Below are 24639 nucleotides of genomic sequence, written 5' to 3'. Positions count from 1 at the left end.
GCTTTTTTTATTCTTCAATATATTCAAGAGGAATATGCCAAATTTCGGTTTTATTTTTTTCTCGAAAGAAATCTAAATGTCCAATTTCATCTAATCCATATTCTTTTGGAATGATATTCAAACGTTTTTTCTTCGCATTTTTCAAAACTAATTTCCCAAATAAATCTACAGATTTTGGCGTTGCCATAAAATCATCATCCAAACTAATGATTAAAACAGGTTTTGTAATCTCTTCATACAAATTTTGCGTTTCATCAGCGTAACCTAGAATTGAAGTTTCATTCAGAATTAATTTTCGCCAATCTTTTGCGATCCCGATTGGAATTGGTTCCCCCATTCCAACTTTTTGAGAAGGAAAAAACCCGTAAAAAGCAGATAAAATAGGAATCGCAATGCGAAAAAAGAAATTCACTTTTGGTTTATCCTTTTGATGAAAATTTTTGATATAGCCATATTGAGAACCAATCGTTACAATTTTATCATAAACTTTGTAAGCGCGTGTCAAACCAATCATAATTCCACCGATACTATGACCAATTAAAAATTTTTCGTGATTGGGATAAAATTCTTCGATATATTGTGTCAAACCTAAAAAATCTTTATCGGCCCAATCTGTAAAATGCGCTTTAAAATCTTTTAACTTTTTGGGTTTAGAATCGCCGATTCCGCGATAATCATACGTAAAAACCAAATATCCCTTATTAGCTAAATACGTTGCATATTTGGCATAAAAAGTTTGTTTAACACCAATTGCAGACGAAATGACAATGATTTTTTTGGTTGCGTTGTTTTCGCCAAAAGAGGTTACGGCAATTGGATATTTGTCGGAAGCTTCTAGTATGAATTTTTTCATTCTTTTTATTTGATAAGGTAAAAAATATACCTTTACAAGGTAAATCAATCTTATGAAAAAAAATATTTTAATTCTATTAATCTTATTCTCTTCAAAAATGTTTTCTCAACAATTAAAACCTGATAATGTGATTGGTTTTTGGAAATTACAAGAATCGGGCTTTTATGAAAATGGCAAAAAAGTGTCTAAAGAATTTGATGATTGCCGGTTAATGAGAAATTATACAATTTGGGATAATGGATATGCTATTTATAACTATGTAGAAGGAAGTAATGGCAATTGTTTTCCTAGTGAGCCTCGATTAACATTGTGGCGAATTGTTGATAATAGAATTCAATTTTACATTGATGATTATATTTTTGAGGATAGAATTGTGAAAATTAATCAAGATAAAACGATAACTTTTGAAACATATATTGATAAAAAAATTGTAGATTCTGATAAGAAATTTGAGAAAATAGCAAATACAATCAGTTATGATATTTTACGTAAACAATAAATAAAGAAAATAAGTTTTCAGGTTTATTTTTTATATTCACTTTACGTCATTCAAAATCTTTATTTTTACCACATAATTATTGAACCGAATGAAAAATATATTCAGCCTATTTTTAGCATCAATTTTATTGCTTTCAGTTTTTTCGTGCAAAGAAGACGATTCGTTGGCAATATCGCAAGATCAATTGTTGCGATCTGGAAAATGGCAATTGAAAGAAATTAGAAAAACGAAAGGGAATATAACGGAAACAGACAAGTTGTTGTCTTGTGAGCGACAGTCTACATTAGATTTTTCGGATGTTACGAATTATAATTCTAACATGTATAAAACCGAAAAAGGAAATTGTGTACAAGAACAAACGACAGGAACGTATGTGTATAATACGTCTAAAACAAAACGTTTGTTAACGATGTCTCTGAATGATACAACGTACAATTATTATGTGAAGCAGTTAGATCCAAAATATTTGATTTTGCAAGATACGTTGAGTAAAGTAGATACGATAAAGCTTCGTTTGCAAGTTTTTGAAATTGTAAAATAATAATGAAAATACCTTCCATTTTGGAAGGTATTTTTTATTCGAACATTTTTCGTGTAATAAAATCTTTGTCTAAACTCCAAGCGCGTGCAGGAGAATATTCACGTCCATAATAAATGATTTGAATATGTAATTTGTTCCACAACTCTTTTGGAAAGATTTTCTTCGCATCTTTTTCTGTTTCCTCAACATTTTTACCTTTTGTCAATTTCCATAATTTCATCAAACGATGAATATGTGTGTCGACAGGAAAAGCAGGATGACCAAACCATTGAGACATCACAACCGAAGCGGTTTTGTGTCCAACACCAGGTAATTCTTCTAATTCTTCAAAACCTTCTGGAACTTCGCCATCGTATTTTTCGATTAAAATTTCAGATAATCGTTTGATATTTTTGGCTTTTGTGTTTGATAAACCAATTTCGCGGATATAATATTTTATTTCATCTACTTCTAATAACGACATTGCTTTTGCGTTAGCAGCTTTCGCAAATAATTCGGGTGTTACTTGATTCACTTTTTTATCTGTTGTTTGGGCAGATAATAAAACGGCGATCAATAATGTAAAAGCATCTTGATGGTCTAATGGAATTGGTGGAACTGGATATAATTTTTCCAATTCATCAATCACAAATTGGATACGCTCTTTCTTTAACATCATAAGTTCTGAAACTTTTTGTGTAAAAATAATGAAACATCTTTAATTATGCTTTAAATAATCAGCCACAAGCTTTCTTACAAAAAAATAAAAGTAAATATTTAGCGACTTATTTTGGCGTTGTATAACATTACATTTGTAGTATAAATAAAAGATTAATTAGTTAAATCAGTTACGATTCAAGATTTAATCATTATTTTTACGAGAAGTTCTAAAGACAAATCAAGATGTTAAAAATAGGAGATAAAGTTCCAGATTTTAAAGGAATTGATCAAGATGGAAACGAAGTTTCGTACCAAGATTTTGCAGGAAAAAAATTAGTCGTTTTCTTTTATCCAAAAGCAAGTACACCAGGTTGTACAGCCGAAGCATGTGATTTACGCGATAACGAAAATGCGTTGAAGGCGCAAGGTTATCATTTGGTTGGAGTAAGTGCAGATTCTGTGAAAAGACAAAAGAATTTTGCTGAGAAAAACAATTTACGTTTTCCTTTGCTTGCAGATGAAAATCATGAAATTCTGAATGCTTTCGGTGTTTGGGGACCAAAGAAATTTATGGGACGCGAATTTGATGGAATTCATCGTACAACGTTCATTATTGATGAAAAAGGAATGATTACGGATGTAATTGAAAAAGTGAAAACAAAAGAACACGCAAAACAAATTTTAGAAAAATAAAAAATAATATAATGAGCGATTTAGACAATAAAAAGAAAGCGTTACAGCTAATCTTAGATAAGATGGACAAAGCTTACGGAAAAGGAACTGTAATGCGTATGGGAGATTCGGCTGTTGATGATAAAATAGAAGTAATTCCTTCTGGATCTTTGGGATTAGATTTAGCGTTAGGAGTAGGAGGTTATCCTCGCGGACGTGTTATCGAAATCTATGGGCCAGAATCTTCTGGTAAAACAACATTGACATTACACGCTATTGCTGAAGCGCAAAAAGCTGGTGGTATCGCTGCTTTTATTGATGCTGAGCATGCTTTTGACCGTTATTATGCAGCGAAATTGGGTGTTGATGTAGAAAACTTAATTATTTCTCAACCAGATAATGGTGAGCAAGCATTAGAAATTGCAGATAACTTAATTCGTTCGGGAGCGATAGATATTATCGTAATTGACTCTGTTGCGGCACTTACTCCAAAAGCGGAGATTGAAGGTGAAATGGGAGATTCTCGTATGGGATTACAAGCGCGTTTGATGTCTCAAGCTTTACGTAAATTGACAGGAACAATTAATAAAACGAAATGTACAGCGATTTTCATTAACCAATTACGTGAAAAAATTGGTGTTATGTTTGGTAATCCAGAAACAACAACTGGTGGTAATGCCTTAAAATTCTATGCATCTGTACGTTTGGATATTCGTCGTTCTACTCAAATCAAAAATGGAGATGAGGTAATCGGAAATCATTCGAAAGTAAAAGTGGTTAAAAATAAAGTTGCTCCTCCATTCCGTCAAGCAGAATTTGATATTATGTATGGTGAAGGAATTTCTAAAGTTGGAGAAATTTTGGATATGGGTGTTGAGAAAGGAATTGTAAACAAATCTGGTTCTTGGTATTCATACAACGATAGCAAATTAGGACAAGGTCGCGATGCTGTAAAAGAAGTATTGAAAGATAATCCTGAATTGGCAGAAGAAATTGAAGCTAAAATTGTCGCATTAATCAAAGGTGAGCCAGTAGATGGAAAACCATCAGTTGATAATCCAGCTGACGAAGCAGAATTATTTGCTGAAGATTAATTCGAAAGAATTTTTATATAATGATAAAAACCTCTCAATTTTGAGAGGTTTTTTTGTTATTTTGTATAATTAATAAAAAAGCCGTCCTCATCTCCAAATGAAATTCTTAAACTATTTTTTGTTAATATTTCGATATTTTCTATTTCAGTATCATTAGTGTTATTTTCTGTTAAGGTAATTTGTTTGTTTTTTAAACTCCATTTTCCTTCAGACGGGCTATGATAACAAGGGTCATTTCCTCCACCTTCATAAAAATCATTATAATAAGTAAAATTTTTATTAAAAGTTATACTTGTTTTAGAATCACATTCATTGTATTCTTCAATTATTTCTTTTCCATTCAAATAATATCCAGAGTTTTTAATCTGCCATTTACCAATTAATAATTCTTCATGCGATTCTACATTAGAATCATCATCGTTATTACAAGATGCGAAAAATGTAGTCGCTGAAAGTGTAGCAAATAATAATAGTTTTTTCATAAGTTATTTTTTTGATTGGTAATAAAGCTATGAAAAATGATATTAATTAAACGTTTTTAAGTATTTATAATAAAAAACCATTTCTGTAGAAGTGGTTTGTCATGTTGAATTTATTTCAACATCGCATATTGTTTATGATGAGAATGAAACGAATTCAGAATATTCATATTTATTAGTTAAATAGTAAAGCTTTTAAGTAGGGAGGTATTAATAAAAAAAAAGACAATCAGATTGATTGTCTTTTTTGCTCCTCCTCTTGGGCTCGAACCAAGGACCCTCTGATTAACAGTCAGATGCTCTAACCAACTGAGCTAAGGAGGAGTATCGTTATCGATATTGTGTTGCAAATATAGAGCAAATTTTATTACTTCCAAATCTTAAAAGTATTTTTTTTCGTTCTACAAGTCGCATCAATAGGCAACTCTTTGAAAATGAATTAGAAATAATTTAAAAAAAATTATTCATAATGACGAAAAATTCCTTGTTGTGTTGCCGTCCACAATGGTCCTTCTTTATTTGCTGCTTTTAGTGCGTTTGCTGCCCACGTATTACACGTAAAAAATAAGCTATAACTTCTTTTTGCTTCGTAAAACGAATCACTATCTCCATAAACAGCATCTGTTTTTATTAATTCGACTTTGTTATTTTGATCCAAATTAAATGATTGCTTGATGTAAACAATTAATTTTTGATACTCTTCTACACTCAAATCAACTCTTTTACAATCTTCACTCTCAGTCATTTTATCATAAAAAGTAGTATGCATCGCCGAATCTCCTAACCAAAATGCAGCGTTGAAAGCTGTAGAAAATTTAAGATCTTTCCATTCTGGTGTATCCAAATAAAAGCCTTTATCTCCCCAACCAAAGGCAATATATTTGTATTCTTTTTTCGATTTTGTATCCGAAAAAAGCACAAAAGTAGACCAATCAATCGCTTCAGATTTTACAGGAACTACAATGTCTGTGTGTACACCATTTGTCAAAATATACGCAGTAATTTGATCGTTAAGTTTTTGTTTTTCTTTGTTCACTGGAATCATTGGTAACAAAACTACCGCAAGCAGATACACCACAATTAGTAAAACTAAAAGGCCTAATATTTTGAGTAGAATTCGGAAGATTTTTTTCATAGTATTAAGTTGAATAACGAATATAAAAAGATCTGTTCAAATAGTTGAACGGATTTTTTTATATAATTTAGGTATATTTATCTTCAAACCGATTACATATGAAATATTTATTGTTAATTTTTTTTCCAATATTTAGTTTTGGTCAAGAAAAATTCAAGGTTGAATATGAAGTTCGTAAGTTCATGAATTTCGGAAAAACAGAACAAGATTTAGAAACTGAAAAACGTTATTCTCGACCATTATATATAGAATTAACTGGTGATAATAATCGTTGTTCTCAAAAACAAATTGTAAAACTTGATAATTCTCAAGGAGCTACAAGCAATTTAAATTACATTGGCGGCTACAAAGACTTAGAAAGTTATTATGATTTTGATAAAAATTATTTAAAGGTTTCAAGAGAAATGGATAATAAATAGTACTTGATAAAAGTAGATTTCACTAAAATAAATTGGAATTTGACTCGAGAAACTAAGGTTATAAAAGGATTTAATGTTAAGAAAGCAATATACGAAGAAGGTGATTTATTACTCGAAGCTTGGTATGCTACAGAAATAAAATCGAAATGTGGACCTAATAATTATAATAATCTTCCTGGATTAATATTGGAGATGAGAAAATCATTTAAAACCGTTCCTGATCAATATATGACATATAAATTAGAATCTATTCAATTGGATAATTCATTAAAATTTACTGAACCTAATAAAGGAAAATTAATCAATCAAGAAGAGTTTAAAAAACTTGAAAGTGAATATAAAAAAAGAGTACAAATGATGGTCGACGCAGAAAACTCTAGCGGAGGAGTTGAAAAAGATTAATTAAAAACAAAAACCTCGCAATTGCGAGGTTTTTCTTAATTTGATTCGTTGTAAAGTGTATTATGATCCTTGTCCAAGAAATTAAATTGTAAGTATTTGTACGCATCTCTTGGTACAATCTTAATCCACTTTTTATGCTTAAAAAACCATTTCATCTGAATGCTTGGCAATCCATGTTGTAAATAAGCAGCTACGAAAGGATGCACGTGCAACGACATTTTTCGTAAATCCTTATCTTTTCTATCAAGGATATTCAAGAGCACTTGTTCAATTTTATCAATTGTAACGATAGGTGCTTCAACTTCATTCGATTCTTGGTTAGGATTTTCTTCAGTTGTAACAAAATTCACCTCTGGGCGAACGCGTTGTCTTGTAATCTGAATTAATCCAAATTTACTTGGTGGCAAAATCTTATGTTTTGCTTTATCTTTCGCCATTTCAGCTCTCAGATGCTCGAACAATTCTTTTTTATGTTCTACATCCGTCATGTCAATAAAATCGACCACAACAATTCCTCCCATATCACGTAATCGCAACTGACGTGCAATTTCAGAAGCAGCAATTTTGTTTACGGCAAAAGCTGAATCTTCCTGATTTTTAGAATTACGAGAAATATTTCCCGAATTCACATCAATTACGTGTAACGCTTCTGTATGTTCAATCACAAGATATGCACCTTTAGATTGTGGAATAGTTACCGTTTTACCAAAAGCTTGTTTAATTTGTCTTTCGACATTAAACTTCTCAAAAATTGGAACAAATGGATCGTCGTATTCTTTTACCAAATTAATTTTATCTGGTGCAATAACTTCCAAATATTCGCGCATTTCGTCAGCTAATTCATCATCATCAACAGAAATTTTAATAAAATCATCATTAAAATTATCTCTCAAAATAGAAGAAGCTCTGTCCATTTCGCTAAGAATTTTAGCTGGCGCTTTCTTTTTTTGAAGATTTTTGAAGATTTGAGACCATTTGTTTAACAAATAAGCCAAATCTGCTTGTAATTCTTCTGCATTCTTCTCTTCGGCAACTGTTCTGATAATAACTCCGAAGCCTTCTGGTGTTAAACCTTCTAAAATTTTGATTAAACGATCGCGTTCTGGTTTTTGTTTGATTTTTTGCGAAATCGAAACACGTTCCGAAAATGGAACTAAAACTAAATATCGACCAGCAATTGAAATTTCAGAAGTAATTCTTGGTCCTTTCGTATGAATTGGTTCTTTTGTAATTTGAACCAAAACGGAATCACCTGGAGCAAAGATTTCTGTAATTTGTCCATCTTTGTCAATCGGTTCTTCCATACGGAAGTTTTTCAATTTTTCGGTTTTGTACGTGCCATTTGCTACAATTTTGTTGTACGCATTTGACGAACGTATTTGTGGACCTAAGTCATGATAATGTAAAAATGCATCTTTCGAATAACCAATGTCAACAAAGGTTGCATTTAAACTAGGAGCTAATTTTTTGATTTTACCCAAGTAAATGTCGCCAACTGCAAAGCCATCATTTGCAGTATCTTGATGAAATTCCATCAAGCGACCTTCATCTAAAACTGCGATGCGTACTTGATCAGCTAAGGCTGAAATCACTAATTCTTTACTCATCAAAAAATTATGTTTTTAAAAATGATAAAAGCACTTTCCAAAATTTCCATTGAAAAGTGCTATCTTGTAAAAAGACTAAATTATTAATAGCTTAGCTACTAATTATTTTTTCTTTTTGTGTCTGTTAAGACGACGACGTTTTTTGCGTTTGTGCGTCGCTACCTTATGTCTTTTACGTTTTTTTCCGCTTGGCATGATACAATTATTTTATTGTTATTTGATTACGTTTGCGTCGCTAGTCTTTACATCTTCGATGAAAGTTTTAGCTGGTTTAAATGTAGGAACGTTGTGTGCTGGGATAATGATAGAAGTACCTTTTGTAATGTTTCTACCTGTTTTTTCAGCTCTAGTTTTAATAGTAAAAGAACCAAATCCTCTTAAGTATACATTTTCTCCTTCTACTAATGATTTAATCACCTCCTCCATAAACGATTCTACCACTCTTTGAGTATCGCTTTTTTCAAGTCCTAATTTACCTGAAATGTTATTTACTATTTCTGCCTTTGTCATAATTCCTCTTATTATTCTTAAATTTGAAAGCGGGTGCAAATATAACGATAGTATCCCAACAAAAAAAGATTTTTTCAGTTTTTATGAACTTCAACTATCTGATTTTGTCATATTTTGACAAAAATAAACGAGATTTACCTTGGCGTCATACAAAAGACCCATTTCATATTTGGTTGTCGGAAATTATTCTCCAACAAACAAGGGTTGACCAAGGTATGAAATTTTACAATAATTTCATACAAGAATTTGAGACTATTTTCGATTTGGCAAATGCCGACGAACAAAAAGTCCTAAAACTCTGGCAAGGACTGGGTTATTATTCCCGTGCCAGAAATTTACACTTCACTGCAAAGGCGATTGCTGATGAATTAAATGGACAATTTCCGAATAATTTCAAGGATCTAAAAAAGCTAAAAGGCGTAGGAGATTACACTGCGGCTGCAATTGCATCTATTGTATATAATGAATCTGTGCCTGCTGTAGACGGAAATATGTTTCGAGTTTTTGCGCGATATTTTAATATTACAGATGATATAAGTTCGCCAAAAACAAAGAAGATTTTCTGGGATTTGGGTTTAGAAATCATTGATAAAAAACGTCCAGGTGATTTTAATCAGGCGGTGATGGATTTGGGTGCAACGATTTGTACACCAAAACAACCAAAGTGTGAAATTTGTCCGCTTAATGAGTCTTGTGAAGCGCTTCGATTAAATAAAGTCAACGAATTGCCAATAAAATTGAAAAAGACAAAAGTTTCGAATCGTTTTTTACACTTTATTCTCATCGAAAATGAAGATAAAATTGCCTTGTCTAAACGAATTGGAAATGATGTTTGGAAAAATTTATTCACTTTTCCAAAAATCGAAACTGAAACTGATTTATTAGATAAAGGTTGGATTTTAGATCATAATCTTGAAAATAATTTAACTTTTATTGAAGAAGAGAAACACATTTTGTCGCATCAAAATTTATTTATAAAATATTGGAAATTAAATGTATCTTTAGGAGATATAACAAATTTGCAAGCCGAAAATGATTTTGAAATGATTGCTTTAAACGATCTCGAACATTATCCGCTTCCAAAACCAATAGAAAAATTTATAAATAAACATTATTTGGATTAACTTTGTAAGTAACAAGCCACTAAAAACCTATTACAACTATGAATGGAACAACGAATAAAGTACTTTTGATCGGAAATTTGGGTGATGATGTAAAATTGCATCATTTTGACGAACAAAATTGTATTGGACGATTTCCTATTGCAACGACAGAATCTTACATCTCTAGAACGGGAGAACGAATTACAGAAACAGAATGGCACAATATTGTGACACGCAATAAATTGGCAGAATTATGTGATCGTTATCTGAAAAAAGGAGATAAAGTTTTTGTCGAAGGACGCATTAAAACGCGCAAATGGGACGATAACGGACAAACTCGTTATACAACAGAAATCGTAGCAAATTCAATCGAGTTTTTGACACCAAAAATTGACAATGAACAACGTCAAGCCATGCAAAATGATCAGAACAAAGTTCAGCAAAGTCAACAAAACACAACAGTTGTCGAGCCACCTTTTATAGACGAAGGAGAAGACGATTTGCCTTTTTAGAAATTAAAAAATTAAATGAATTTTACAAAACTTAACGTTTTACGTTATACAATGAATTTTAAAACTATAATAGCATTATGTAGTAGTGCTATTTTTTTTGTGTCGTGCAATAAAAGCGAAGAAGTTGCCAAACCTTTAGGGCAAGTTCGTCTGGAATATCCGCAGCAAACTTATATATCATTCAAAGAAAATGTGCCTTATACTTTCCAATATTCAAATTTTGGGAAGGTGATTGCGGGGAAAAAACCAAACTCTTTCAATATTGTTTATCCACGAATGAAAGCGACAATTTACCTGACATATTTTCCAGTTCAGTCTCCACAAGATTTAATCGTTCAAATAAAAGAAAGTGAGAGTTTTGTGCAAGAACAGACGGTTAAAGCCAGTTTTATCTCGCCACAAGAATTTTCTTTTCCAGAAAAAAAGGTTTTTGGTACTATGTATGAATTAGGAGGAGAATCAGCGATTAATATTCAGTTTCATGCGACGGATAGTGTGAAGAATTTTTTAGCAGGTTCGGTTTATTTCAAAACTCAACCAAAACCCGATTCTTTAGCTCCAGCAGTTGATTACATCAAAAAAGATGTAAAAAAATTGTTAGAAACCTTAGAATGGAAAAAATAAACAGCTTTGATAAATAAATTCGATTAATTTTGTAATCGTTTAATAAAATTAGAACATAAATAAATTTAAAAGAATATGTTAATACAGATAGCTACCTTAATGCTTAGTTTGATGCTTTTAGTAATGTTGCACGAGCTAGGACATTATGTAACAGCGCGATGGTTTGGCGTTCGTGTCGAACGTTTCTTTTGTTTTTTCGATGTGAAATTTGCCATTTGGAAAAAGAAAATTGGTGATACTGTTTACGGTATCGGTTGGTTGCCTCTTGGAGGATACGTAAAACTTTCGGGAATGATTGACGAAAGTATGGATTTGGAACAAATGAAACAAGAACCAAAACCATGGGAATTCCGCGTAAAACCAGCTTGGCAACGATTAATCATTATGTTAGGAGGTATTATTGTGAATATCATTTTAGCGATGATTATTTATACTATTTTATTCATTTCTCAAGGAAAAAGCTTTGTTGATGTAAACAAAATGCAATATGGAATTGAAGCGAATGCAACTCAAACTAAATTTGGCTTACAAAAAGGTGATATTCCAATTGGAGTAAATGGGGTAAAATATCAAGCTTTAAACGAAATAGGAAAAGAAGCCTTGTTAGGTGGTGAAACTTTAGATGTAAAACGTCAAGGAAAAGAAGTTTCTTTACCAATTACAGAAGATTTCAGAACTGAAATTTTAAACGCTAAAGGTGCTTTCTTTGTACCTCAAATGCCAACTGTTGTTGATTCTGTTGTTGAGAATAGTGCAGCACAAAAAGCAGGTTTATTAAAGGATGATAAAGTAGTTGCTGTTGATGGTTTTACAACACTATTGTATTCAGATGTAAAAAATAAATTAAAAGAATACAAAGGAAAAACTGTTTCTTTAAGTGTTGAAAGAAAAGGCGAGCCAGTAGAATTGATGGTAAGTGTGAACAAAAATGGCGAAATTGGATTCATTAGATCAACAGCATATTTAGATTCATTAATATCAAAAGAAGATTATACAATTGGTGAAGGAATCGCAAAAGGGATTGTAGAGCCATTTGAAGCGATTGCAACACAAGTTCGTGGAATTGGAACATTGTTCCAAGTAAAAGACGGTCGTAAACAAGTTGCTGGACCAATTGGAATGGTAAAACAAATGCCAAAAGAATGGAACTGGTTATTTTTCTGGTCATTCACGGCAATGATTTCTGCTTGGTTAGCATTCATAAACTTATTACCAATCCCAGGTTTGGACGGTGGACATGCCGTTTTTGCTATCTATGAAATGGTGACAGGTAAAAAACCAAGTGAAAAAGTTTTAGAAAAAGCACAAATGGTTGGAGTTGTAATTATCTTAGGATTAATGGTATTCATCTTCGGGAACGATATTGTGAATATGATTTTTAAATAAATTTTAAAATATTTTTTGTGGGTGTAAAAAATACTTCTATATTTGCACCCACAATTAAGCAACATTCCTCCTTAGCTCAGTTGGTTAGAGCATCTGACTGTTAATCAGAGGGTCCTTGGTTCGAGCCCAAGAGGAGGAGCTTTTTTAGTGAAACGTCAAACAAAGACTTAAAAATAAAATTTTAAAATATCGGATTTTCCTCCTTAGCTCAGTTGGTTAGAGCATCTGACTGTTAATCAGAGGGTCCTTGGTTCGAGCCCAAGAGGAGGAGCGGTGTAAATCAGCCACTTACAGATTTGTAAGTGGCTTTTTCTTTCTTTATCACGAATATAAGTTTCCTTATTTATTGTTGTATTAGTAGATGTTTTCTTAACTAGAAGATTATATGAAAGATTTTTATACTGTCATTTTTATCGTTGTTTTACTTTTCACAATACTTATTCCTTTTTATCTATCTGGTCGAGTGTGGTTTGTATTCAACCCTTTTTCTCTAAGTTTATCACACTCATCTTTTCTTTATGAATCTGTTGGACGGATAAAGTTGATTTCCTGAATGAGCTCAGAAAAATTTTGGTATAAACCTATATTCCACATTATTCTGCTAATGTTTGAAATTTTAGCTTTAGGCATTTAGGTTCATTGTATATTAATTGTGTGAATCTCCACTTCATCGTAAACCAAATTAGAGAAGAGGGCACGTTTTATAAGTGGAAAAAGGCTTATGATGAACACGAAGAATGCATAATGAAGTCACACTAGAAATTTTTTCTTCCATTTGGCAACCGTATTCCTACTCAAATTAAAATGGCTTGCCAATTGACTATTATTTAAATTATGTTTTTTCTGATAATCCAATATTTTAATGATATCGGATTTGAAGTAAGAACGAAGCTTTTGGTTGTGAGATGGATTTGTACCGAATATTTTTTCATTGAGTGAAATGATATCTAATACTGATAAATTTTCTTTCTTGTTTATTTGGCTACATACCTCTTTTTTCTCAGGATATTTCTTTGTAAGAATATCTGAATAAATACGTTTGTAGTTGGGTATTGTTATGTGTATTTTTTGATCCATTTGTATAGCGTTGTTTTGGGTATATTGTATTGTTCTATTACTTGAATTTTTGTCATTTCTCCTGATGAAATCTGTTCCAAAATAAAGTCTATGACTTCTTTGGTATAAATGTTTTTGCGAAATTGAGGTAATATTGTTTTTTTATTTGCTTGTAGTTTTTTACTTGGTTCTCTTGAAGGTGGTGAATACAAAATAAGGTGTTGGGAGTAAAGACGGAAAAAATCGTATTCTAAAATTTTACTCCATCTCAATAAAGTCTCTGAGTCCAAGCTTTTTGCTTGATACATTTCCTGTATTTCTGCTTCAGTGCATTTCAGGAAATTACATATACGGGATAGTTCTATTCCGCTTTCTGTAACTCTTTTTTCAATCATTTGTCCGATATGGATGTTTTTGAAATTCATTTTTTTATATAAAAAAACCGCAACAGCGTAGCTGCTGCGGAATCATTTGTGTTTTCTATTAGTGTACAATCTTCATAATATCTCCAGTACGGTAGATGGTTCCTGCTTCTAATCCTCCTGCAATTGCAGCTGCATTATCTGCATATTCTGGTACACCGCCTTGCACTTTGATACCGCCTGCAAAACTTAATACCAATTGCTGTTCTTTAGTGCTAGTAGCACCATTACCAATCGCCATGGCATCCCTGTGCGAAGCCGTATTGTTTCTACCTGCGGCAAATGAGAAGTCTCCCGATACGTTATTGAAGCTACCAAAAGCTTGTGCCATATTTCCTGACATATCATTGCGGTATCCAATTACCGCATTATAAGAATAACCAGATACATTATTTTGCGCACCACTTACAAAATGGTCATAACCAGTGGTAATGTTATTATCATAACCAAACGCTACACCACCTCTTGTACTTGCAATATCGTTGAGGGTACCTGTGGCAAAAGCTCCTATGGATGTAGCTGTAGTTGTATTTTCTTTTCCTACTATTAGGGAGAAATTTGCAGCATTGGTATTTAATGTACCAAAGACAGCAGCTGATTCACCATTTGAAGTATTGGTACTACCGGCTATGACACTATATCTTCCACCGCTATTTATCGTATTATTGATACCTAATGCCACTGAACTTACGCTGGTTGTAGTGCCATCGATTTTATTTCCAAAACCTGCCATAAAGACATGGCTTGCATTAGTAGTGTTTGATTGTCCAAAAACAGTACCTGTTCCTCCACCACTAATTATATTTCCCTGTCCACCTACAGCCCATCCTGAAGAAGCATTAACTTGATTATTATATCCGCCAACAATAGAAAATGCGGTTTTTTCAATGATGTTTGTCGAACCATAAATCAAATTGTCGTTGCTAATACTACCTGTTGAGCTGTTCACTTTATTTGAACTACCAAATACGGCAGAATTGGGACCTTGTACAATATTATTAGTCCCTACAGCAATAGAATTAGCACCAACTGGAGACGTGCCATCAACTTCTAATGCACTTGGAATACCTCCACGAATGGAACCTCTTACATCTAATTTTGTGATAGGTTTTGTTGTTAAGTCATTAGGAATTCTACTGGCTATAAGCACATCACCGTTCTGATCAATAAGCATTCTGTTTGCACATGTCGTAGCATTAGGATCACAAGTTCCAAATGTCAAATCAGCAGCCGCGTTTGTTCCATCACCTCTATAAATTGACCGAATGTAAGAACCTTCAAGAATACTGCCATCTGCTTTCATTCCTCTAAAACCTATTTGGGAAAGAAAATCTCCATTTTGTGTAGCAGCTGGGGTAGCAACTGTACCTCTACCTCTTTGGAGATATAGACTAGGTGCACTTGCGTAAGTTCCATTGTTATAGGATTGTATATAGATATCGTCGTCGTTTCCTCCTTTATCATCATTTATAATATGTAAAGCAGTTATCGGATTTTTAGCACCGATTCCTACACGTCCCATTTGATAAATATCCTGTGTATTTTCTGTAGCGGGTTGGTTATTAGCAGCATTGTACCAAGGTTCTGTACTACCTCCAGAAACCGGAGTTGACCAATACAGCTGTGCTGTATCGGATGATGCTCCGTCTGTAGTCAAGACTTGTCCTGCCATACCTTGCTTTGTCGGAAATTTATAGCCACTACTTATTCCTGTTAATGTATCATCAAATAAAAAAGCTATACCCCCACCTACATGACTGTTTCTAATCCGGCTCACACTTGACCCGTCTTGTGAACGAAGTTCCATTTGGTTTGGCTGCAATTGAATATTTGTGATGTCGTCTCCATCTCCTTCCTGTATATATGTAGAGCCCAGCCATTGGTTAAATGTTGAAAATTTAGTAGCTGTCCCACCTAATGTTATGGGTAATTGTCCACCTTCTGTCATTGATATGTGATTGATTCCGAGTGTTTGGTCAGCTGTGGCAATGGTACTGTAATAATCTCCCATATTCCAAACACCGAGAACATTACCTTTGACATGTAAATTTGCCTGTGTTGCAGATCCCGCAAAATCTCCCACACCTACGTTTCCGTTTTGGTAAATGTTCTGATTGTTGTCATTGGCTTTTGTGGTCGTATTTTCTACATACCAAGGTTCTATACCATCTTCTTTTCCAACTTTCACCCAAACGGTACCGTCAAAATAGTAGTAGCCGGCTTGGGTTACGTTAACGGTTTTAGCAGTAGTTGGAGAGGCTGCAGATTTTGCATACACAATCGCACCTAATTGGTCTGCGGTGTAGAGTGCATCTTTAGCAGAAAGTTCGTTACCTTCTAATCGTGGTGCGATGAAGCCGTCGATGCGCTCGGGCATATCGGGCGAAGCAACCACATCAAGTGTGGCTTTTGGTGTTTCTGTATTGATACCGACTTGTGAGTAGGCAAGGGAGCTGATGGTTAATGCTCCTAAAAGAATTATATGTTTTTTCATTTTTTTATTGTTTAAAGTTGTTTAATAATTGTTTTGTTTAAATGTTTTGGATTGGATTACTTGTGTGTCATTCCGACAAAGGAGGAATCTCAAATTCTTCATTTCGCTACACTCTGAATGACAGTGAGATGCTTCCTTCGTCAGCATGACATTGAGATTCCTCGCTTTGCGTTGCGACGCTCTAAATGACACTCTTGTCATTCCGACAAAGGAGGAATCTCAGATTCTTCGCTTCGTTACACTCTGAATGACAGTGAGACGCTTCCTTTGTCAGCATGACATTGAGATTCCTCGTTTCGTTATGCTCTGAATGACAGTGAGATGTTTCGACAAGCTCAGCATGACAAGGGTGGTGGTCGGGTTTTGTGAGTTGTGCTGAAATGGTTGTTTTCGTAATGAATAGTGTTGTCGAAATCAGGTTTTTCTGTATTGTATATATTTTTTTCTATAAAAAAAGTTTGTGCTGTAATCCCCAATTCTTTGTATTGATAGATAACAACTGCCAAAGTGCTTTCAGCTCCTGTAGAGGAGAATTTTTCGGAAATGGGTTGGCTTGTGATTTTGTAAGCGGGTTTTCCTGTTTTTGCTTTTTCGTTTTTTGTTACATGTTTATGTGTACTATCTACATCTAAAACGTTTTGCTTGTGGTGTACAGGTTTTTCTTTAGGAGATGGAGTTGAATTTGCAACGAGTATAATGCTGTTCTCTTTGTAAACGGTTACTGCATTATGATTTCCTACAATTTCTTTTTCCGTATAGATATAGGTGTTTTCACTTATACTTAACGTAGTATTTCCTGAAACGTAAATTTGTGCTGAAACGGAATTGGAAATTACCCAAAGAAAACACACAAAAAGCTTTCCCCAAAATGGAGAAAACTTTTGTGGTTTCCGGTTAAGGTATTTGTGTTTTCAAAATCGTGAGCAAATAAATTTAGGTTGGTTAAATTTTGCTCTGCTAAAGTAGGTACGCAAATGCCTGTATGAAAGACAAACACCTTGGGAATTCTGAATTTCCAAGGTGTTTTAAATGATTTATATTGTTGTTTTATAGTTAATTAGCTATTGTTTTGTGAGAGTGTTTGTGTAAGTTTTTAATCAGAAAAATGAGAATAAAATCATCACTGTATTATCATTTTAAGTCTTGTAAAATGGCTTCTTTCAGGAAAGATGAGGGCGACATCCCTGTAGTATTTTTAAATATTGTAGTAAAAGTATTGTAAGAAGAAAACCCACATACTTCTGCCAAATAGGTTATTTTGTATTTACGAAACTTGGGGTCAGTAGCAATTTTTTTACAGATATAGTCAATCCTTAGCTCATTGATATAGGTATTATAATTTTTATTATAGTGTTTACTGATAACCTCGGAAAGATATTTGGTATTGGTTCCTAATTGAATTGCCAACAGGGAAATGCTGAGCTCTTTGTTGGTGAATTTCTCAGACTTTTCAAATTTTTGAAGTTTTTTGATGAGTTCCTGCTCCGTAGTGTCAGATATAAAACTGGTTTTTGGGGCTTCATCATTTTGATAAATGGGTTGCTTATTGGATTTTTGGTATTGATTTTCCTTCAGAAAATTAATATCGGTAATGGTATTTTTTTCATTTAATTGTAATTCGAGTTTGGAAATGATCTGTTGGTAAAGCAGTTTCTGTTTTTCTTTTTTTCTTTTTAGATAAACGTATAATCCAACTAAAGCAGATAGAGAAAAAGCAATTAAACACCAAATGACAGCAATTCTTGTTTCTGCTTTTTTCTCTGCTTTTTCTCTGTCTTTTTCCAGATTGTTTACAATTACGTCTACCGCTTCCACTTTGTTATAGTCCAACTGCTGGGTTTGCAGCATTTGCAGTTTTTCATATTTCAAAGCTTTCTCTCGATCTCCTCGTTTGGTGTAAAGATTATTTAATATACGATAGAGTTTTAATAACTTGTCTGAATATTTGTCTTTCTCAAAAATAGGTAAAGCGTTCTGAAAATACATTTGAGCTTCTTCCAATTTGTTATTTTGATATGACAATTCGCCTAATGCAAGTTGGGAAATACCATATAATCTAGGTATTTCATTATGGAGATTGGGAATGGCTTCTACTTTCTTTATATAAAATTTTGCCGAATCAAGGTTTCCTTGTTGTGTAAATGTTGCAGAAATATTGTTATTGAGTCCACCATACCGATCAGCATAATTATAAGTATCTAGATTTTCAATCCTTTTTAAAATGGATAACCCTTTTTTATAATTTTCTATAGCTTCCGGATATTTTTTCTGTTTCTTTTTTATGCTCCCCAATTGGTTGTAAGCATCTAAAATCAATAAATTACGATCTTTTTCGTTATTCAAACCTTTGGCTAATTCAATCTGTTTGAGTGTAAGTTCCTCCGATTTTGTAAGTGCATCAATAAGAAAATAGGCATAAGCACGATACGAATTAAGGTCTGCGTGTAAGAGCTTATCATCTACATTTTCTGCTTCTTCTGCAGCCTTGTCTATAAAAACAATCATATTGTTGTAATCTCCCTGTATTCTGTACACTTCAGAAACAAATATTAATAGATCGGCTCTATTGCTTGCATCTTTTTCTATTTTGTAATCTTTTTGCCAACGATTGAGGATTTCATTGGGGTTATCTTTAAATAAATTAGAATAATTTTTATAATTGAACTGCCCAAAACCTAAACTAAATAATAATAGAAATGCGCAGGCATTTAATTGCTTTTTTTTCAATATTCCGAAAACTCCAGAAAATAAATTTTTAAATTTTCCGAGTTTAGAAGTTTTAAATGAATAGTAGCATTTTGTCATATTTAGTTTAGGTTATATATAAAACGAAAATACGAAAATATAGTGTGAATTAAAAGAAGCAGGAAAATCAGTTTTTTTTGCAAGTGTACTGAATGTGTATTGGAAAAAAGCGGTTGGAAAAAGAATGAATTTTAGTGAGAGAATTCTTATTTGGAAAGTCTCAGCATTAAATATACATGATGCTTGGGTTCTTTTTCAAATCTAAAAGTTTCTGTTTCACAATTCAAATTTAGGTATTAGATGTCCATGTTTTATTGAAAACTTACAATTCTTTAAGATTACTCCTTCAATAATCTGTAGTTACTGCTAGTTTTGTATTATTTTGGAATAATCAAAAAACAAATGAAAAATAGAAAATAAAGAACGATCTTTTTTCTTGTGTTCTGATAAATACGATGCATCAAAACCATTTTTAATCATTAGATTTTCTAGCTGTTTAATAGTTTCAATATCCGAATTTGAAGAAAGTTTTTGATTTATTTTTCCGAATAGCATTATATGAGTTAAAGAAGGATTTTGTATAATTCCTTTCAGTAAATTTTTTTGTGTCTGTAACATATTCCGTAACTGATGAAGATGTTAATCTTTTGCATTCAATTGCAAAATATGGTTTGGTGTTTTTACCCCACGAATTTTTTTGTGCTTTATCTATGATATGAATATCAATAGGATCATTATGTAATTTATCATCTACCAAACCCCTGTACTCCTCAGAAACTTCCTTATTAACTGTAAAATGATCTGTTTCATGTTCAAACAAACAAAGCTCATTTTCAAGATAATCATCAACTAAACGGTTTCTTAAATAATCCTCTTTTTTTATTTCACAAATATTTAACATTCCCTCACACAACCATTCACCCAACTTTCGCATCTTACTAATAGAAAAACAAATAAAATCAAATTAGTATGAAACTTAGAAAAGTATTTAGCGTTTTAGCATTATTAATGGTTATGGTAACATTCGCACAAAAAAATATGAAAATAGATTATTCAATGTATCCAAAAGCAAAAGATGGATATGAACAGAAAATTATCACTTTAAAACCACAAGCCAATGAAGAAAACTATTTAGTTGAAATATTTGCTGGGAAAAAAACAAAGGTTGATTCTTGTAATCAATTTTTCTTAAGTGGAAGTTTTGATCAAAAAACTGTTGATAGTTGGGGTTATGATTATTTTAATTTCGAAACTGATGGAAATATAGCAGGAACTTTAATGGGATGTTTTGACAATAAATCTGTCGAAAAAATTGTACACGCTCAATCTTTGCAGACGCGTTACAATAGCAAATTACCAATCGTAGTTTACGTACCAAAAGGCTATACATTAGAATATAGAATTTGGAAAGCAGATGAAAAACTTAACATAGTTAAGTAATATTTATAGTTGTTAATTGAAAAAGCTCGAGAAATTCTCGAGCTTTTATATTTTAATGAAATACTAATTGCGTAATCGTGTAAATAACCAAACCAACAAGTCCACCAACCAACGTCCCGTTAATCCGAATAAATTGCAAATCTTTTCCAACTTCCAATTCTAGCTTTTCGCTCAATTCTTTTCCTTCCCATTTATCAACCGTATTACTAATCAAGCTTTCCACTTCTTTGACATTTCGTAAAATCATACGGTAAATAAAATGACGCACCCAACCATTAATCTTATCAATCATTTCTTGGTTATCGTTCAAATTTTCGGTTAACTTTTTAATGTTTTTCTTAATGTAAACTTGCATTGCAGAATTTTCATCATCAAAACTTTCGGTCAGATTTTGTTTAATCGCCAACCACAAATCCAAAGCATAATCATTCAATCGTTCTTTTGTGATAAAATCATCTCGAAGCGATTCTAACCTAAATTTCCAATCGGGAGATTCTTTTATATTCTGAATGTTTTCTCGGATAATTCGTTCGATATTATGACGAACTGGATGTTCTTTATCTTCTTCAACCTCATCCAAAAAACTCACCACGCCTTCTACTACTCCTTTCGATATTTTTTTACCAGCAAAAAATGAAATCACAGGATGTTTTTCGTTTAATTTATCTTTAATAATCAAATCACTTTCTAAGATATATTCTTTTGCTTTTGGAATAATTGCTTCTAAAATTTCGTCGTGTTTTTCCTTTTCTAAAATATACTCTAAACTTGATGATACTAATTCAGGTAAATCAAATTGTTTTAAAATTTCATCACCTTTCAAGGTTATAAAATCAACGACATCTTTATCATCTAAGTCTTTGACAATTTTCTTGGAGAAATTAATCAACTCTTCTTGCAACATTTCTTGATTCGTAGGTTTATTCAACCAATCTGCTGCGTATTTTACAACTTCTAATTTCTCGATATATGGACGAATTGTAGATGGCGTCAAAAAATTCTCAGTTACAAACTGTCCCAAATTATCTCCGATTGCATTTTTACTATTTTCAATCAGATTTGTATGCGGAATTTTAAGTCCAAGCGGATATTTGAACAAAGCTGTAACCGCAAACCAATCGGCAAGCGCACCAACCATCGCTGCTTCGGCAAATGCTTCCACATATCCGATCCATTTCACAGGTGAATGTTGACTTAGATAAACCATCAAAAAGTAAATAAAAGCCATCAAAATGAATAATCCTGTCGCAATAGCTTTATGTTTTTTGAGGTTTTGTATTTTCTGAAGTTCCGTCATAAAAGTGTTTTGAAAATTTGTTGCAAAAATTTAGCCAATCAAAAAAGCGGAGAATTCTCCGCTCAAATTTTTGTGTTTTTGATTTATTTACTTTCCTGAAAAACCAATAATGCAACATTTGCACTCGATAATAATCGTTGGCTATGATTGATTGTAAATAATCTTTCGAAAGACGATAATTCACGGTGAACAACACCTAAAACATCGATGTTGTTTTTTGTACAATAATTGATTAAACCATCTTCTACATCTTTACTCGGTTCAATTGTAATCATCGCTTCAGGATATTCTTCTTCCCATTCTTTTTTCACGCTTAACATTTGTGGAGTAATCGATTTATCATCAACATGTACAATGTTCAACAATTTATCGTAACGTTTTGTCACTTCTTCCATTTGCGATAAAGCTTTTGCTTCTTTTTGATTGAACAATGTAGCGTAAGCAAAATTTCTTTCTTCTTTAAATTTCACATTATTTGGAACAACCAACACAGGTGCAGGCGAATTGTTAATGACATTTACCGTGTTAGAACCAAAAAACTTTTTGCCTAAACTATTTTGTCCATTCGTTCCCATCACCACGTATTGTATATCTTCTTTGTTGATAATATCCAAAATCATCAACAACAAATCGCCAACAACCAAAGAACTCTCTATTTTAACGTGTTCAAGATTATTTTCTTTTGCAATATTTTTAAGTTTATTGATATAATTTTCGAAGTTTTCTTCTGTAACTTCAAGATAATTTTTAAGATTTGATTGTACCGAGACTAACTTAATATTAGTTTTGAGAACTTTTGCAAGGTTTAACGCATACAAAAAAGCATTGTTCGCTGTTTCCGAAAAATCGGTTGGAAATAATATTTTAGCCATAATAATTAAATTCTAGAATAGATTGTTCTATAAATTTACAACTAAAATTTAGGTAAAGCCACAAAAAAAGTCTTGATTTCTCAAGACTTATCTATTTTTTAACCGTTTTTAATAACCAAAACGACGCAAATCATTCTCTTTGCTTCTCCAGTCTTTTCGCACTTTCACGAAAAGTTTCAAGAATACTTTTTTATCAAAGAATTTCTCTAACTCTTCTCTTGCTTCTTTTCCTACTTTCGATAAAGACTCTCCTTTATGTCCAATAATAATTCCTTTCTGAGAGTCACGCTCAACAAAAATTTCAGCTTCGATAGAAATTAAATTCAAATCTTCTTTGAAACGTTCTGTTACTACCTCAACAGAATATGGAATCTCTTTTTGATAGTTTAATAAAATCTTTTCGCGAATTACTTCATTTACAATAAAACGCTCCGAACGGTCTGTTAATTGATCTTCTGGATAATATTGCGGACCTTCTGGAATAATTGCTTTGATCTTATTAATCAACAAATCTACATTCACGTTTTCTTTTGCCGAAATAGGTAAAATCTCTGCTTTTGGTAATAATTCGTGCCAATATTCTACTGCTTCATTTAATCGATCTGGCGTAGCTGTATCAATTTTATTCAATAATAAAATAATTGGTGTAGATGTTTTTTGCAGACGTTCGAAAACTTGTTCATTTTTCAATCGTTTTTCTCCAATTTCTACAACATAAAGAATCACATCAGCATCCACCAACGATTCATTTACTGCATCCATCATTTTTGTTTGCAGTTCATAAGCAGGATCCAAAACACCAGGCGTATCCGAAAATACAATCTGATAATCTTCTCCTGTTAAAATACCTTTGATACGATGACGTGTAGTTTGCGCTTTGTGTGTTGCGATAACCAAACGCTCTTTCATCAACATATTCATCAAAGTAGATTTTCCAACATTTGGATTTCCTATGATATTTACAAAACCGGATTTAAATTTCTTTTCGTCTGACATTCTGCAAATTTAGTGATTTCTATAATATTATTTCAGATTAATATGTTGAAGAAAAGATTAATATTCTAATCCAATTTTAATTTCATAAAATTGATTTTGGTCTGTATTTTGAATAATTCTAATTAAGTTCAAAAAAATATGACGAAAGTTATGGTTTATTGAAAAATATGATTAATTTCATACATGTGTTATGGAAGATTAAATTAACCAAAATTTAAAAAAATGATGAAAGCAGAACTTATCGAAAAAGAAGAAGTAAGAAACTATAAATTTTTAGACGCGCCAAAAGACGAAGTAACGGTAGAGGCAAACAAATTGAATGGTGCAGTAAGATTAGGAAACGAATTCAAATCTAAAGCATATATTACATTTCAAACAGATCAAGGTCCTAAGAAAATTGAGACGACTGTTTGGTCTGTTACGGATAAATTTTTACAAATTAAGAATGGAGTTTTGATTCCGTTAAAATCTTTAATTGATATTCAATACTAAAAATTGTTTATTGCTTAAATTAAAAAAGGGATACGACGATGTCGTATCCCTTTTTTAATTAATTATTTTTGTTGGATTCTTTCAACAATCTAATTAACTCTGCACGTATAGCAGCTTTATCATTACTTTTCGGGAAATCTCCTATAAAAAATGTTTGTTGCGGAACTTCATAAGGTTCTAATTCACTTTTTGGAATATCAACATGTTCAGCAAATCGACTTTCTATTACCAAAGAAATTACATCTTCTGTAGATCCTTTTTTCGGAAAAGCAATCACAATAAAGTTATAATCGATATATGGTTTTAATTTTTCTTCAATCAATTCTAAATTCACCACATCTTTCCCATTC

Annotated in this window: 28 protein-coding genes and 3 tRNA genes; 14 read left to right on the top strand and 17 right to left on the bottom strand. The window is 32.3% G+C overall.

Annotated elements, in window-relative coordinates; all coding sequences use genetic code 11:
• Positions 1-7: 7 nt before the first annotated feature.
• A complete protein-coding gene (locus N5D46_RS03745) occupies positions 8-853 on the bottom strand; it encodes an alpha/beta fold hydrolase (protein WP_280049216.1) in 846 nt (281 codons plus the stop codon).
• A 52-nt stretch (positions 854-905) separates the two neighbouring features.
• Between N5D46_RS03745 and N5D46_RS03740 the strand changes: the two genes are divergently transcribed.
• Positions 906-1352 carry a lipocalin family protein gene (locus N5D46_RS03740; RefSeq protein ID WP_219034256.1) on the top strand — a complete coding sequence of 149 codons (447 nt, stop codon included), beginning with the start codon at positions 906-908 and terminating at the stop codon, positions 1350-1352.
• Between the two features lie 88 nt (positions 1353-1440).
• Entirely contained in the window at positions 1441-1893 is a 453-nt protein-coding gene (locus tag N5D46_RS03735) for a lipocalin family protein (RefSeq protein WP_219034255.1), read from the top strand.
• A 34-nt stretch (positions 1894-1927) separates the two neighbouring features.
• On the opposite strand, the gene nth is transcribed toward N5D46_RS03735, so the two are convergent.
• The gene (gene nth / locus N5D46_RS03730) at positions 1928-2548 is read right to left on the bottom strand and encodes an endonuclease III (protein ID WP_038333161.1); all 621 of its coding nucleotides are present in this window, start codon (positions 2546-2548) and stop codon (positions 1928-1930) included.
• A gap of 221 nt (positions 2549-2769) precedes the next feature.
• On the opposite strand from nth, the gene bcp reads away from it, so the two are divergent.
• Positions 2770-3225 (top strand): thioredoxin-dependent thiol peroxidase, encoded by a 456-nt coding sequence (bcp, locus tag N5D46_RS03725; RefSeq protein WP_125349907.1) that lies wholly within the window; start codon positions 2770-2772, stop codon positions 3223-3225.
• Positions 3226-3236: 11 nt separating this feature from the next.
• Positions 3237-4298: a recombinase RecA gene (gene recA, locus N5D46_RS03720; protein WP_038333157.1), complete on the top strand. Its 1062-nt coding sequence runs from the start codon at positions 3237-3239 to the stop codon at positions 4296-4298.
• 56 nt (positions 4299-4354) lie between these two features.
• On the opposite strand, the gene N5D46_RS03715 is transcribed toward recA, so the two are convergent.
• The 3 genes from N5D46_RS03715 to N5D46_RS03705 form a co-directional block, all read right to left on the bottom strand.
• Complete coding sequence (locus N5D46_RS03715; RefSeq protein ID WP_125349906.1) at positions 4355-4780, bottom strand: lipocalin family protein; 426 nt, start codon at positions 4778-4780, stop codon at positions 4355-4357.
• 247 nt (positions 4781-5027) lie between these two features.
• Positions 5028-5101, bottom strand: a tRNA-Asn gene (locus tag N5D46_RS03710).
• A gap of 136 nt (positions 5102-5237) precedes the next feature.
• Positions 5238-5912, bottom strand: a complete 675-nt coding sequence (locus N5D46_RS03705) for a TIGR02117 family protein (RefSeq protein WP_280049215.1) — start codon at positions 5910-5912, stop codon at positions 5238-5240.
• A gap of 98 nt (positions 5913-6010) precedes the next feature.
• On the opposite strand from N5D46_RS03705, the gene N5D46_RS03700 reads away from it, so the two are divergent.
• Both N5D46_RS03700 and N5D46_RS03695 read left to right on the top strand, forming a co-directional pair.
• Positions 6011-6331 carry a hypothetical protein gene (locus N5D46_RS03700; RefSeq protein WP_280049214.1) on the top strand — a complete coding sequence of 107 codons (321 nt, stop codon included), beginning with the start codon at positions 6011-6013 and terminating at the stop codon, positions 6329-6331.
• Positions 6332-6334: 3 nt separating this feature from the next.
• Positions 6335-6733, top strand: coding sequence for a GLPGLI family protein (locus N5D46_RS03695; protein WP_280049213.1), 399 nt, complete (start codon positions 6335-6337; stop codon positions 6731-6733).
• 35 nt (positions 6734-6768) lie between these two features.
• Here the strand turns inward: N5D46_RS03695 and N5D46_RS03690 are convergent, their stop codons facing one another.
• Entirely contained in the window at positions 6769-8340 is a 1572-nt protein-coding gene (locus tag N5D46_RS03690; protein WP_280037955.1) for an Rne/Rng family ribonuclease, read from the bottom strand.
• A gap of 213 nt (positions 8341-8553) precedes the next feature.
• Positions 8554-8850: an integration host factor subunit beta gene (locus tag N5D46_RS03685; RefSeq protein ID WP_280049212.1), complete on the bottom strand. Its 297-nt coding sequence runs from the start codon at positions 8848-8850 to the stop codon at positions 8554-8556.
• A gap of 104 nt (positions 8851-8954) precedes the next feature.
• Between N5D46_RS03685 and mutY the strand changes: the two genes are divergently transcribed.
• The 6 genes from mutY to N5D46_RS03655 all read left to right on the top strand — a co-directional run bounded on the left by mutY (position 8955) and on the right by N5D46_RS03655 (position 12746).
• Positions 8955-9974, top strand: coding sequence for an A/G-specific adenine glycosylase (mutY, locus tag N5D46_RS03680; RefSeq protein WP_280049211.1), 1020 nt, complete (start codon positions 8955-8957; stop codon positions 9972-9974).
• A 38-nt stretch (positions 9975-10012) separates the two neighbouring features.
• Positions 10013-10465 carry a single-stranded DNA-binding protein gene (gene ssb, locus N5D46_RS03675; RefSeq protein ID WP_038334855.1) on the top strand — a complete coding sequence of 151 codons (453 nt, stop codon included), beginning with the start codon at positions 10013-10015 and terminating at the stop codon, positions 10463-10465.
• 15 nt (positions 10466-10480) lie between these two features.
• Positions 10481-11089, top strand: a complete 609-nt coding sequence (locus tag N5D46_RS03670; RefSeq protein WP_280049210.1) for a gliding motility lipoprotein GldD — start codon at positions 10481-10483, stop codon at positions 11087-11089.
• A gap of 75 nt (positions 11090-11164) precedes the next feature.
• Positions 11165-12475 (top strand): RIP metalloprotease RseP, encoded by a 1311-nt coding sequence (gene rseP / locus N5D46_RS03665; protein WP_280049209.1) that lies wholly within the window; start codon positions 11165-11167, stop codon positions 12473-12475.
• 65 nt (positions 12476-12540) lie between these two features.
• A tRNA-Asn gene (locus N5D46_RS03660) sits at positions 12541-12614 on the top strand.
• 58 nt (positions 12615-12672) lie between these two features.
• Positions 12673-12746, top strand: a tRNA-Asn gene (locus N5D46_RS03655).
• A gap of 479 nt (positions 12747-13225) precedes the next feature.
• On the opposite strand, the gene N5D46_RS03650 is transcribed toward N5D46_RS03655, so the two are convergent.
• From N5D46_RS03650 to N5D46_RS03625, 6 genes are all read right to left on the bottom strand, one after another.
• The gene (locus N5D46_RS03650) at positions 13226-13552 is read right to left on the bottom strand and encodes a helix-turn-helix domain-containing protein (RefSeq protein ID WP_280049208.1); all 327 of its coding nucleotides are present in this window, start codon (positions 13550-13552) and stop codon (positions 13226-13228) included.
• Positions 13531-13956, bottom strand: a complete 426-nt coding sequence (locus N5D46_RS03645) for a transposase (protein WP_125349900.1) — start codon at positions 13954-13956, stop codon at positions 13531-13533. Before N5D46_RS03645 ends, N5D46_RS03650 begins: the two co-directional genes overlap by 22 nt.
• A gap of 58 nt (positions 13957-14014) precedes the next feature.
• The gene (locus N5D46_RS03640) at positions 14015-16447 is read right to left on the bottom strand and encodes a hypothetical protein (protein WP_280049207.1); all 2433 of its coding nucleotides are present in this window, start codon (positions 16445-16447) and stop codon (positions 14015-14017) included.
• Positions 16448-16782: 335 nt separating this feature from the next.
• Positions 16783-17298 (bottom strand): hypothetical protein, encoded by a 516-nt coding sequence (locus N5D46_RS03635; protein ID WP_280038171.1) that lies wholly within the window; start codon positions 17296-17298, stop codon positions 16783-16785.
• A 280-nt stretch (positions 17299-17578) separates the two neighbouring features.
• Positions 17579-19252 carry a helix-turn-helix domain-containing protein gene (locus tag N5D46_RS03630; protein ID WP_125350657.1) on the bottom strand — a complete coding sequence of 558 codons (1674 nt, stop codon included), beginning with the start codon at positions 19250-19252 and terminating at the stop codon, positions 17579-17581.
• A 445-nt stretch (positions 19253-19697) separates the two neighbouring features.
• A complete protein-coding gene (locus N5D46_RS03625; RefSeq protein ID WP_280038173.1) occupies positions 19698-20117 on the bottom strand; it encodes a hypothetical protein in 420 nt (139 codons plus the stop codon).
• Positions 20118-20161: 44 nt separating this feature from the next.
• On the opposite strand from N5D46_RS03625, the gene N5D46_RS03620 reads away from it, so the two are divergent.
• Positions 20162-20632, top strand: coding sequence for an ecotin family protein (locus tag N5D46_RS03620; RefSeq protein WP_221854429.1), 471 nt, complete (start codon positions 20162-20164; stop codon positions 20630-20632).
• Positions 20633-20684: 52 nt separating this feature from the next.
• Here N5D46_RS03620 and N5D46_RS03615 read toward each other — a convergent pair whose 3' ends face one another.
• From N5D46_RS03615 to era, 3 genes are all read right to left on the bottom strand, one after another.
• The gene (locus N5D46_RS03615) at positions 20685-21929 is read right to left on the bottom strand and encodes a DUF445 domain-containing protein (RefSeq protein WP_280038174.1); all 1245 of its coding nucleotides are present in this window, start codon (positions 21927-21929) and stop codon (positions 20685-20687) included.
• A gap of 83 nt (positions 21930-22012) precedes the next feature.
• On the bottom strand, positions 22013-22801 hold the full coding sequence (locus N5D46_RS03610) for a universal stress protein (protein WP_125350660.1): 789 nt from the start codon (positions 22799-22801) through the stop codon (positions 22013-22015).
• 108 nt (positions 22802-22909) lie between these two features.
• The gene (era, locus tag N5D46_RS03605) at positions 22910-23797 is read right to left on the bottom strand and encodes a GTPase Era (RefSeq protein ID WP_038334822.1); all 888 of its coding nucleotides are present in this window, start codon (positions 23795-23797) and stop codon (positions 22910-22912) included.
• Positions 23798-24019: 222 nt separating this feature from the next.
• On the opposite strand from era, the gene N5D46_RS03600 reads away from it, so the two are divergent.
• The gene (locus N5D46_RS03600; protein ID WP_038334819.1) at positions 24020-24289 is read left to right on the top strand and encodes a hypothetical protein; all 270 of its coding nucleotides are present in this window, start codon (positions 24020-24022) and stop codon (positions 24287-24289) included.
• A 58-nt stretch (positions 24290-24347) separates the two neighbouring features.
• Here the strand turns inward: N5D46_RS03600 and N5D46_RS03595 are convergent.
• Positions 24348-24639 (bottom strand): hypothetical protein (locus N5D46_RS03595; protein WP_280038177.1); only part of this gene is annotated, 292 nt, incomplete at its 5' end.

Origin of the sequence: Empedobacter sp. GD03865, assembly GCF_029840775.1 — a bacterium.
In the GTDB taxonomy this organism is placed as follows: domain Bacteria; phylum Bacteroidota; class Bacteroidia; order Flavobacteriales; family Weeksellaceae; genus Empedobacter; species Empedobacter falsenii_B.
Note: the sequence above shows the minus strand (reverse complement) of the source record. Positions and strands in the feature narration are given on the sequence as shown.